Consider the following 12,045-nt stretch of genomic DNA (forward strand, 5'->3'; position numbering starts at 1 on the left):
TTTAAAATAGGGTTAGTTGTGATCCAGCCCAAGGCTGTCCCGCAAGAGATTCAGGCGCTCAAAATCACCATCGCTGGCAGCCTGTTGGAGTGATTTAGTCGGTATATGGATCAGACGATTCGTCAATTGGTGAGTCAATTGGTTGATGACCTGTTCTGCATCAGCACCTTGCCGTATGGAGATTAATGCTTTTGCAGTCATTTCAGCCCTGATTTTTTCTGCCTGTTCCCGATATTCGCGAATTGTATTGACTGCTCCCTGGGAACGCAACCAATCCATAAAATGAGTGCTCTCTTGTTGCACAATTCCTTCAGCAATCACAGCAGCAGCTTTGCGCTGTGCAAGGTTTTGCTGAATGATAGCCTGTAAGTCATCAACACTGTACAGGTAAACGTCACTCAATTTCTCAACATCCGGTTCAATATCACGGGGAACAGCAATATCAACCAGTAGCATAGGTTGATTACGGCGTAATTTTAATGCCCGTTCAACCATACCCTTGCCGATAATCGGCAAAAGGCTGGCAGTAGAACTGATCACAATATCAGCTTCTGCCAGACGGGTATCAATTTCTGGCAGAGAAATAACTTCAGCATTAACCTCATTGGCCAGTGCGTGTGCCCGTTCCTTCGTGCGGTTGGCAATTATTATACGATTTACCTGATGTTCCTTAAGATGGCGTGCCACAAGCTCAATAGTTTCTCCTGCCCCCACCAGCAGGATATTTAATTGAGAGAGGGATTCGAAAATCTGTCGTGCGAGTGTACAAGCTGCGAAGGCAACAGAAACTGCATTGGCTCCAATCTCTGTTTCGGTTCTCACTCGTTTAGCAACAGAAAACGATTTTTGGAACAGACGTTCCAACTCTCCTGACAAGGACTGGTAGTTTTGTGACTCGGCAAAAGCTTTTTTCACCTGCCCTAAAATCTGCGGTTCCCCAAGCACCAATGAGTCCAGGCCGCTGGCAACTCTCATTAAATGACTGACTGCTTCACTATCAAGATGCCAGTAAAGGCTTGTGCTAATCTCTTCAGGATTAAGTTGATGGTATTCACATAACCAATCGATCAATTGCTCTTTTAGATTATCTTGCTGCTCAACACTGAGATAGAGTTCCGTGCGATTGCAGGTTGACAGCACAACACCACCCCGCACCAACGGTTGCCGGAGCAGGTTATCAAGCGCAAGCCCTATCGTATCTGGAGAAAAGGCTACCCGCTCACGTAAGGAAACAGGCGCTGTTTTATGATTAATACCGAGTGCTAATAAAGTCATCTTAACTGCGTTGAGTTATCATGGGCAGGAGTCCATGACAATATTAATAATCATTCTCATAAACCTATACCCTTCATAAGGACTCTCATTGGTCGAGCATTCTACTTGATGCAACAATCCAATAAAAGTCAATAGAACAGTTCCGCTGTAATTATTCGAGAAATTTTGGCAAAACTTCGCTAAATTATCCCCTTGATTATAGACTTTGATGGCCCATTATTCGCCACCAGACCATTTTGTCTGTCTGCCAAAGGTTACTGTATGAAAATAGCATTATTTTTTCGTTTACTTCCCCTCTCCGCTGTTTTACTGACAGCCTGTACCGTTACGCAAGCACCCGTCGGAACAGGGTCAGCAGATGCTCCGCAATGGCATGATCGCAAACAACAACTGCAAAATTTAAAGCATTATCAGACACGAGGTTCTTTTGCTTACCTGGCAAATGAAAAAAAAGTGTATGCCCGTTTTTTCTGGCAACAATATACCGTTAATAATTACAAACTGCTGCTGCTTAATCCATTAGGAACAACTGAGTTGGAATTACTTGTCCAGCCAAATATGATCCAGCTTACTGATCATGAAGGAAAGAAATATATCAGTGATAATCCTGAAGACTTAATTTATCAACTCACCCATATGAACATCCCTTTGGATAATCTGAAAAATTGGATTATCGGCCTGCCCGGAAACGTCAAAAATTTTCAGCTAGATAAAAACTATCTGCTCAAATCCGTAAGCGATGGCGCAGGTGATGAAGTCTGGCAAGTCAATTACCAAGGATATGACACGTCAATCACTCCCGCGTTGCCAAACCGGCTGGAGCTCATTCAGGGCAATAACCGTATCAAATTAAAAATGGATAACTGGACGACCCAATAATGACTTTGACCTGGCCTTCCCCGGCAAAATTAAATTTATTTTTATATATCACCGGACAACGCCCTGATGGTTACCACGAACTGCAAACACTGTTTCAGTTTCTGGACTACGGTGATGAAATTACTATTGTTCCCCGTCAGGATAACCTAATTCGCCTGTTGACTCCTGTTAAAGGCGTAGCACATGATGATAACCTAATCGTACGTGCTGCCCGTTTATTACAGAATCATTTATTACAAAGCCAATTATTACAAGACAATACCCCCGTCTCAGTTATCCCCCCATATCTGGGAGCCGATATTCATATTAACAAACGTCTGCCAATGGGCGGGGGGCTAGGTGGAGGTTCTTCCAATGCAGCAACCGTGCTTATCGCCCTGAATTACCACTGGCAAGCTAATTTAGCTGATGATGAGCTGACACAACTTGGCCTCAAATTGGGGGCTGATGTTCCAGTATTTGTCAAAGGCCATGCTGCTTTTGCAGAAGGTATCGGGGAAAAACTTCAACCAGCCTCTCCAAAAGAGAAATGGTTTCTGGTTGCCCACCCCGGAATTGAGATCTCAACCCCGACAATCTTCACAGATCCTGAATTAAAAAGAAATTCTCCGATCCGCACTTTACCCGCATTATTACAGGCACCATTCAAAAATGATTGTGAACCAATCGCAAGAAAACGTTTTCGTGAGGTTGAACAGCTTCTTTCATGGCTGCTAGAATACACACCGTCACGCCTGACCGGAACTGGTGCATGTGTTTTCGGCGAGTTCGAATCAGAAGCATCAGCCCGTAAGGTGTTTAATCAAGCCCCAGAGTGGATGCAGGGCTTTGTTGCGCGTGGCGTTAACATTTCACCGTTGCATACATTCCGCTCTGGGATAAACATGTTATTGAACCGATGAATAATTATACCCAATAGATTTCGAGTTGCATCTCGGCGGAAAGAGAACGAATTCCCAGGAGCATAGATAACTATGTGATCAGGGTAAGTGAACGCAGCGAACCAAGAGGCAACTTGAAAGATGAAGGTAATGTTCAATTGGTCAACAATATCTCTCTGGACGCAAGCCTGAGGTTTTTCTCGTGCCCGATATGAAGCTTTTTGCTGGTAATGCCACCCCTGAACTAGCACAACGTGTTGCCAACCGTCTGTACACAAGCCTGGGAGACGCTGCTGTCGGTCGTTTTAGCGACGGTGAAGTCAGTGTTCAAATCAACGAAAATGTACGCGGTGGCGATGTATTCATCATCCAGTCTACTTGTGCACCAACCAATGATAACTTAATGGAATTGGTCGTTATGGTCGACGCTCTGCGTCGCGCTTCTGCCGGGCGTATTACTGCTGTAATTCCTTACTTCGGTTATGCCCGCCAGGATCGCCGTGTTCGTTCAGCGCGTGTGCCTATCACTGCCAAAGTCGTTGCGGACTTTTTGTCCAGCGTTGGTGTAGACCGTGTTCTTACGGTTGACCTGCACGCCGAGCAGATCCAAGGCTTCTTTGATGTTCCGGTTGATAATGTATTTGGTAGCCCAATCCTTCTGGAAGATATGCTCCAGAAAGATTTGGAAAACCCGATTGTTGTATCCCCAGACATTGGTGGTGTCGTCCGCGCCCGTGCTATTGCTAAGCTGTTGAACGATACTGATATGGCTATTATTGATAAACGCCGTCCACGGGCGAACGTTTCTCAAGTTATGCACATCATTGGTGATGTTGCTGGCCGTGACTGTATTCTGGTTGATGATATGATCGACACAGGTGGCACGCTGTGTAAGGCCGCTGAGGCATTGAAAGAGCGTGGAGCGAAACGGGTATTTGCTTATGCAACCCACCCTATTTTCTCTGGTAATGCTGTAGAAAACATCAAGAACTCAATGATAGATGAATTCATTGTCTGTGACACAATTCCTCTGTCTGCTGAGGTCAAGGCGTTGAACAAAGTTCGTACTCTGACACTGTCTGGTATGCTTGCTGAAGCAATCCGCCGTATCAGCAATGAAGAGTCAATCTCTGCAATGTTTGAACACTAAGGTAATGTTTGAACACTAAGGTATAGTGCAGTGCAGATGTTGAGCACAAACTTATACAAGTGATTAAATAAGTTATCGCTGAAAAACCCGTTGGTACATTTGTACCAACGGGTTTTTCTGTTTTATCTAATCCATGAATTTAATAATTTCAATAGTTTTAATTAAAAACCGAAATATTTATATCGTTAAAATAATTATTAATATCAATTAGTTAATTAATTTAACAAACTTCATATTAAACAAAACAACAACCTGTATACTAAGAACAGAAAAAAACCAACCTCATGACAGCTTAATAAATCATCTGGTATGTCCAGTAATTAACATGAGTAACAATACTGGTATGGTGCCATGGATACTGCTAATCTGTCGGCCGTTTTCTGCTATGCCTTGTGAGGTATTGATGGTGAAGAATTGATATTCATCTCCGAAGTACCTTCAAGGAAAAGTATGAATGCCAAAAAATAGACAAGTTACACAACAATTATTTTGTTAAATAATTTTCATCAGAAAAATCAAAATTCTCTAATGAAATCAACTTTGGGTTAAATAGTGCCAACATTGATTGTCGCTTTAGTTCAGTTAATAAAAGGTATAAACACCAAACATTTCTTAGAACACATTATATACAAATAAATCAAAGCGATATGGAATATTGTTAACAGGGAATCAGTACTTAATCCAAAGAATTGTTATCAATAGGTTAACAGCCTGACTAAGAGTATATCCATTTAGAATATTCAACCCATCAGCACCTCAAAATCTGACGAAGGGGCGTCAATCAGGCTTTGCTATTAGACGTCAATACGCTGGTAAATAATAAATAAGAAAAATTACTTTAAGGAGAATGCTAATGAAAAAGGCATTTTTATTCACACCTGCACTGTTAGCGCTTTCAATCAGCACCGTTTCTAATGCTAATGCTTATGATAAAATTTATGTTTTTGGTGATAGCTTAAGTGACACCGGAAATAGTAAGACGGATAAACTAGATATAGAACGCTTTACAACAAATGGGAAAAGTGAGCAACTTTATGCTGAATATATTTCCTGGAAACTTACTGGCAGCGAATTAATACCTTCAAATAAAGGTGGAACTAATTATGCCAAAGGTGGGGCGACTTCTATTTGGGAATTAAATCCTAAAACCCCTGACAATACAACGAACAAACAAGTCAGCAACTATCTGCAAAGTAATAAGCGAGCAGATTCTAATGGCATCTACATCCATTGGGTTGGGGGTAATGATCTTGCTGCGGCTTTGATAGCGGGCCAGAAGGATCCTTCTATTGCTCACGATATTGTGCGAAAAAGTGCAAGCGCAACCGCGAAACAAATTACACAGTTGGTAGACGCTGGAGCCGGATTGGTTATTGCACCCACCGTGCCTGATGTAGGTACAACACCTAGACTTCTTGAAACGGTGCTCAGACAAGGTTTAGAAGACCACAAAATTGACGACGCTACAATTGAGTATACTCTGAAAGAAGTACATCAGAGCATTAATACGCATGATATTCCTAGCGGGGCCGCCCGTGAGCTTGCTTTGCAACAATTATTTAAAAAATTATCGCAAAACGCCGAACAGATACTAAAGAAAAAATCATTAGCGTCTGGCGAAAAACCATTATCCGCGGCTGAAATTGAAAAAGAACTTACAAAGGGATATAAAAAGGCCAGCGAGGGGGCAACAAAACTCACCAATTCTTATAACGAGATAGTCGATGATCAAATCAGCCAAAGCAATGGCAATATCCTGCGTGTTGATATTAATGGTCTGCTGCATGAAGTCATTGACAACCCTTATATTTATGGTATTCAAAATACATTAGGCTACGCCTGCCCTCAGGGACAATCAGCTAGTATATGTCGCTCCGATAAGGATAAAGATCCTGAATTTAATAAAGACAGAGAGTTTTTATTCTCTGACGAATTCCATCCTACCCCACTTGCACACAAAATTCTGGGACAATATATTGAATCTATTTATATCGCCCCATCACAGGTAATGACCCTGAATCAAGTCAACCGTACCCCGGTTAAAGGCGCTCGTGCTTCCCTTGATGGTCACCTGCAACAACTGCGCAGCGGGGGCAATGAAACGGGGAAATTGGGCGTATTCGGTGGCTATAGCGGCAGCCGCAATAACACGTTCACCTTAGGTGGCGATTATCAGCTGACAGAAAGCTTGTTACTGGGTGCACTGTATTCTAACGACAAGACTGAACACTCCCCTGCCTCCAATTTCACCTATAATGGAAATGCCCATGTTGCAACCGCCTATGGATTGTGGAACGTGTTTAACAACGCATGGTTAAGTGGCGATCTCCATTATGCCCGTATTAATTACGATAGCCTGACCCGTAGTATCCAACTTGGTGAAGCGACCCGCAGAGAATCAGGCTCAACCACAGGTAAACAATGGGGTGCCCGTTTTGCCGCAGGCTGGGATATTCCTGTCGCTGACGTTGTCACCACCAGCCCAATCATCCAGTTCGCCTGGGATAAAGGGGATGTTAAAGGCTACCGTGAATCCGGCAATAATAGTACTTCCATGTACTTTAGTGACCAGAATTACACGTCTAAGGTCGGTACATTAGGTTGGCGTGTAGATACCCAATTAGGCCGTTTCAACCCTTATGCCTCTGTTCAGTTTAATCACCAATTCGGCGATACCCATTTCAAACTGCGCAGCGCCATTAATTCCACCGCAACATCGTTTGTTATGGATAGTGGTAAACACAGCAAAAACTGGCGTCAATATACAGTAGGGGCGAATGCTAATCTGTTTGGTAACGTACGTGGCTTCGCTTCCGTAACCCGTAATGAAGGCAGCTCGCAAGATCCTCACTACAACTTCAATCTGGGTATCAATGCCAGTTTCTAATGTTGTGCACGTAGTAAAGTGATGTATCTGATAAAACCATCACAATAACATGCGTAACACTGCAAAAGCGCAAGGAAAATGAAACCTCCTTGCGCTTTTGTATTCCTGTCATGCTTTTTTCTCATCGTTCAACCTACGTATACATATGCCTGCATGGTGTTGACTTTCCGTATATATAGCCAGAAGTAATATCACATAGAAATTATCAATAGGGATCAGCCCTCAACCCAACCAATAAGACGGACAGATTCGAGAAAAAATAAATACCTCCTTAATTCGAGCGAGGTTTTTTATTCGAGGTTTTGTGCTGACTGAAAAGTAATGGCTACATCGACCGGGGAATTCGAATGAAAAAGGTACTTTTTGGAATATCAACAACAACAATATTTTTGGTTAATTTCATTACAAACGCCTATGCTTATGACAATGTCTATGTTTTTGGTGATAGTCTGAGTGACGGAGGAAATTATAATCGTTTCACAACGGACGGAGCCAACAGCGAATTGTACGATGAGTATATTTCTCATCAAATTACGGGTAAGAAATTAATCCCTTCTAACGAAAAAGGAACTAATTATGCTCTGGGAGGTTCAACAGCCCTGCCGATGCCACGGCAAAATCCTATATTAAATGTTTTTCAGCCAAATACTAAAGAACAACTTGATAATTACCTCAAACAACATAACGGAAAAGCCGATCCAAATGGTATCTATATTCACTGGGTAGGCGGTAATGATCTTGCTGAAGCTTTAGTCGCTGGTCAGGATGACTTTTCTAAATCACGTAACATTATCAATACCAGTGCCAATGCTACCACAGAACAAATCAATCAACTTGTTAAAGCTGGTGCCGGACTCATCATTGTACCTACTGCTCCCGATGTGGGAATGACACCTAAGCTGCTAGAAATATTGATTAAAAATAGCTTAGAAAAAATAGGTTCTTCTGAAGAGAAGATTCAAGAAGTTCTGGATAAAGTCCATAAGAAAATTGACCAGTATGATATCCCCAGTGATAAAGCCCGTAAACTTGCCCTTAAAAAAATATTTGAAGAATTAGCTAAAAAAGCCCAAGAGGAATTTGGAATACCCGCTGAAATAATTGAAAAAAAACTGACTGAGGCCTACGAAAAAACTAATAAAAACGCCTCAGAGCTTACTGATACTTATAATAAGCTGATAGATGATAAAATCAGCCAGAATAATGGCAATATCCTGCGTGCAGATGTCAATGCTCTGATGCGTGAAGTGATAGCAAATCCCTACATTTATGGTATCCAAAATACGTTAGGTTATGCCTGCCCTCAGGGAGAATCAGCCAGTTCTTGTTCTTCTAAGGATAAAGAATTTAATAAAAACAGAGAATTTTTATTCTCCGATAGTTTCCATCCAACACCATTAGGGCATCAAGTTATTGGCCAATACATTGCCTCTATTTATATAGCCCCATCACTTGTAATGTCACTGACTCAAGTTAACCGACTCGCGGTTAAAGGTGTTCGGGCTTCTCTTGATGGTCACCTGCAACAACTTCGCAACGGAGGTAATCCACAGGGGAAAATCGGTGTTTTTGGTGGTTACACAAACAGTGGTAACCATGTCCTTACATTGGGTAGCGACTACCAACTAACGGATAGTCTGTTACTGGGCGCAGTATATTCTAATTACCAAGATGAACGTACCCTCGCCTCCAGATTCACTTATGAAGGGCTTGGTCATGTTGTGACTACTTATGGCTTATGGAATCTCTATAACAATGCATGGTTAAGTGGCGATCTCCACTATGCCCGTCTTAATTACGATAGCCTGACCCGTAGTATCCAACTTGGTGAAGCAACTCGCAGAGAATCAGGCTCAACCACAGGTAAACAATGGGGTACTCGTCTTACGGCAGGTTGGGACATTCCTGTCACTAAAGTCATCACCACCAGCCCGATCATCCAGTACACCTGGGATAAAGGTAATATAAAAGGCTACCGTGAATCCGGTCACAACAGCACCTCTATGCACTTTTCTGATCAGAAATACACTTCCAAAGTAGGCTCTCTCGGTTGGCGTGTTGATACTCAGTTAGGTCGTTTCAACCCATATGCCTCTGTTCAGTTTAATCACCAGTTCGGTGATACCCATTACAAACTGCGCAGCGCCATTAATTCCACCAAAACATCGTTTGTTATGGATAGCGGCAAACAGAGTAAGGACTGGCGTCAATATACAGTGGGTATCAATGCTGAATTTTTAAAAAATTTACATGGAATTGTTTCCGTAACACGCAACGAAGGAAGTGCCCAAGAGCCTGATTACAATGTCAGCCTGGGTATCAATGCAAGTTTTTAGTGTGAATTATATGTATCCTTTTGCCTGTCAAGTTGCAGCCTTGTTGGCTGCAACTTGAAATCTATTAGACTATGATAAAAATCTACAGTGCAGAGAGCTGATTCGATTAATCATCTATATTATAAATCGAGTCAGTTAAAAAGTGAGGTATTCGTTTCATATTATGTGTTTGTTATATCGTGTGTTACGTCAAAATCAGCAACATCTAAAAAATAACGTAATAAAAATTATGAATGTTTATGTTGTTTTTTACGGCGATAACGTTGATCATAATTCTTCAACCACCAATACTTATCAGTAACCTGTTCCCGCCCTCCAAGACTGGCTCCCCCTAGCCAAATCAATGCACCAACAAATAACCCCATTAGTGCGATTCCTGCCAAAAATTCAGATTCACTAAAACTGAATATGTGGCTGAGCAAGACATAAGATAAACTGATAAGCATTGCCATCATGCCTAATCCCATGAAAATATTGCCCAGAATAAAGGCTTTTTTACGTTTCATAACCAACCTCCAATACTTTTTGTGAACGTAGTTTGTGAACGCAATTTGTCAACAAACGAATTCAAAAGCACGAAAGCAGATACCTCCTTTTAGACATTATAGCCATAATATCTAAAAGGTTATTGCGTTGGCGATCACAAGCTGTACGATTTTTAACTTATTTCTCTTTATTATCTAATATCATAATGAGTTTTGTACTCAAGCCTTCAGGCAGGTACACTAAGCCTCTTTTTTTAATACCTTAATGCCAATAAGCGAAATCAAACACTGTGAGTAACATAAAATTAATCGTTGGTCTGGCAAACCCCGGTGCTGAATATGCACAAACCCGACACAATGCAGGAGCATGGTTTGTCGATTTATTGGCACAACGCCATAACCAGCCCTTAAAAGAAGAGAGTAAATTTTTTGGTTATACCGCTCGTATCTATATGAATGGGCAAGATGTCCGTCTGCTTGTGCCAACCACATTCATGAACCTCAGTGGCAAGTCTGTTCTTGCTTTAGCCAGTTTCTACCGTATCCAGCCAGATGAAATTCTGGTTGCACACGATGAGCTTGATCTTCCCCCCGGTGTCGCAAAAATGAAGCTAGGTGGCAGCAATGGCGGGCATAACGGCCTGAAAGATATCCAGAGCAAATTTGGCAATAATCCTAATTTTCATCGTCTGCGTATTGGTATCGGCCATCCGGGTGATAAAAACAAAGTTGTGGGATTTGTTCTCGGCAAGCCCTCTGCCAATGAACAAAAACTGATTGATGATGCTATTGCTGAAGCTCTCAGTTGTACTGACATTCTTATGAATGATGGTATGAATAAAGCCATTAACCGCCTGCACGCTTTTAAAGCCAGCGCTTAACAGGTCCGCTCGGAGTAGAGCGTGGCGCATCAGACTATTGCGTGTATAATAACGCCAATTTTTTATAACTCACCGACAGACTATTTTCTGTCGGTTTATAAGTGATCAAAGGTGATAAATCTATGGGATTCAAATGCGGTATCGTTGGCCTGCCTAACGTTGGGAAATCTACATTATTTAATGCGCTGACCAAAGCAGGTATCGAAGCAGCAAACTTCCCTTTCTGCACTATCGAGCCAAACACGGGTGTTGTACCAATGCCGGATCCACGTCTCGACCAGCTAGCTGAAATTGTAAAACCACAGCGCATCCTCCCAACCACAATGGAATTCGTAGATATTGCTGGTCTGGTAAAAGGTGCTTCAAAAGGCGAAGGTTTGGGTAACCAGTTTCTGACTAATATTCGCGAGACGGAAGCCATCGGTCATGTTGTACGCTGTTTCGACAACGACAATATTGTTCACGTTTCCGGTCAAGTTGATCCGGCTACCGATATTGAAGTTATCAACACCGAACTGGCATTGTCAGATCTGGATACCTGTGAACGTGCTATCCAGCGTGTTCAGAAGAAAGCTAAAGGTGGTGATAAAGATGCTAAAGCTGAATTAGAAGTGCTTGAAAAGTGTCTTCCCCACCTTGAGCAGGCGGGTATGTTGCGCTCTTTAAACCTGAGCGTGGAAGAAAAAGCGGTAATTCGCTATCTGAGTTTCCTGACGTTGAAACCAACTATGTACATTGCCAACGTCAATGAAGATGGTTTTGAAAACAACCCGCATCTTGATACCGTTCGCGCTATTGCAGAGCAGGAAGGCTCTGTAGTTGTTCCGGTTTGCGCAGCTATTGAAGCGGATATCGCAGAACTGGAAGATGCAGACCGTGAAGAGTTCATGGCAGAACTTGGGCTGGAAGAACCGGGTTTAAACCGCGTTATTCGTGCTGGATATCAGTTGCTGAACCTGCAAACCTATTTCACAGCAGGGGTAAAAGAAGTGCGTGCATGGACAATCCCGGTTGGTGCAACGGCGCCACAGGCTGCGGGTAAAATCCACACTGATTTTGAAAAAGGCTTTATCCGTGCCCAAACGATTTCATTTGAAGATTTTATTACTTACAAAGGTGAACAAGGCGCAAAAGAAGCAGGCAAAATGCGTGCTGAAGGGAAAGATTATATTGTTAAAGATGGCGATGTAATGAATTTCTTGTTCAACGTCTAATCTATAAACAAATTTACTTATCTTGTCCAATACCAATCCATGAGATTTATGCTAAAA

The 12,045-nt window shown here is 42.2% G+C and carries 9 protein-coding genes; 7 read left to right on the top strand and 2 right to left on the bottom strand.

All coding sequences use genetic code 11. The features are described from left to right. Positions 1 to 12: 12 nt before the first annotated feature. Positions 13 to 1,275, bottom strand: a complete 1,263-nt coding sequence (gene hemA / locus Xind_RS07750) for a glutamyl-tRNA reductase (RefSeq protein ID WP_047682232.1) — start codon at positions 1,273 to 1,275, stop codon at positions 13 to 15. 261 nt (positions 1,276 to 1,536) lie between these two features. Between hemA and lolB the strand changes: the two genes are divergently transcribed. The 5 genes from lolB (at position 1,537) to Xind_RS07775 (ending at position 9,408) form a co-directional block, all read left to right on the top strand. Then, positions 1,537 to 2,154, top strand: coding sequence for a lipoprotein insertase outer membrane protein LolB (gene lolB / locus Xind_RS07755; protein ID WP_187649783.1), 618 nt, complete (start codon positions 1,537 to 1,539; stop codon positions 2,152 to 2,154). Then, complete coding sequence (gene ispE / locus Xind_RS07760) at positions 2,154 to 3,056, top strand: 4-(cytidine 5'-diphospho)-2-C-methyl-D-erythritol kinase (RefSeq protein WP_047682236.1); 903 nt, start codon at positions 2,154 to 2,156, stop codon at positions 3,054 to 3,056. Before lolB ends, ispE begins: the two co-directional genes overlap by 1 nt. Positions 3,057 to 3,237: 181 nt before the next feature. Next, complete coding sequence (gene prs, locus Xind_RS07765) at positions 3,238 to 4,185, top strand: ribose-phosphate diphosphokinase (RefSeq protein WP_047682238.1); 948 nt, start codon at positions 3,238 to 3,240, stop codon at positions 4,183 to 4,185. Positions 4,186 to 5,038: 853 nt separating this feature from the next. After that, positions 5,039 to 7,072: an autotransporter outer membrane beta-barrel domain-containing protein gene (locus Xind_RS07770; RefSeq protein ID WP_187649784.1), complete on the top strand. Its 2,034-nt coding sequence runs from the start codon at positions 5,039 to 5,041 to the stop codon at positions 7,070 to 7,072. Between the two features lie 347 nt (positions 7,073 to 7,419). Continuing rightward, complete coding sequence (locus Xind_RS07775) at positions 7,420 to 9,408, top strand: autotransporter domain-containing protein (RefSeq protein ID WP_187649785.1); 1,989 nt, start codon at positions 7,420 to 7,422, stop codon at positions 9,406 to 9,408. A gap of 227 nt (positions 9,409 to 9,635) precedes the next feature. Here the strand turns inward: Xind_RS07775 and ychH are convergent, their stop codons facing one another. Continuing rightward, positions 9,636 to 9,914, bottom strand: a complete 279-nt coding sequence (gene ychH, locus Xind_RS07780) for a stress-induced protein YchH (protein ID WP_047682242.1) — start codon at positions 9,912 to 9,914, stop codon at positions 9,636 to 9,638. A gap of 269 nt (positions 9,915 to 10,183) precedes the next feature. On the opposite strand from ychH, the gene pth reads away from it, so the two are divergent. Continuing rightward, the gene (gene pth / locus Xind_RS07785) at positions 10,184 to 10,774 is read left to right on the top strand and encodes an aminoacyl-tRNA hydrolase (RefSeq protein ID WP_047682244.1); all 591 of its coding nucleotides are present in this window, start codon (positions 10,184 to 10,186) and stop codon (positions 10,772 to 10,774) included. Positions 10,775 to 10,896: 122 nt separating this feature from the next. Beyond that, positions 10,897 to 11,988: a redox-regulated ATPase YchF gene (ychF, locus tag Xind_RS07790; RefSeq protein WP_047682246.1), complete on the top strand. Its 1,092-nt coding sequence runs from the start codon at positions 10,897 to 10,899 to the stop codon at positions 11,986 to 11,988. Positions 11,989 to 12,045: the final 57 nt, after the last annotated feature.

The organism is Xenorhabdus indica (assembly GCF_014467235.1).
Lineage (GTDB): Bacteria > Pseudomonadota > Gammaproteobacteria > Enterobacterales > Enterobacteriaceae > Xenorhabdus > Xenorhabdus indica.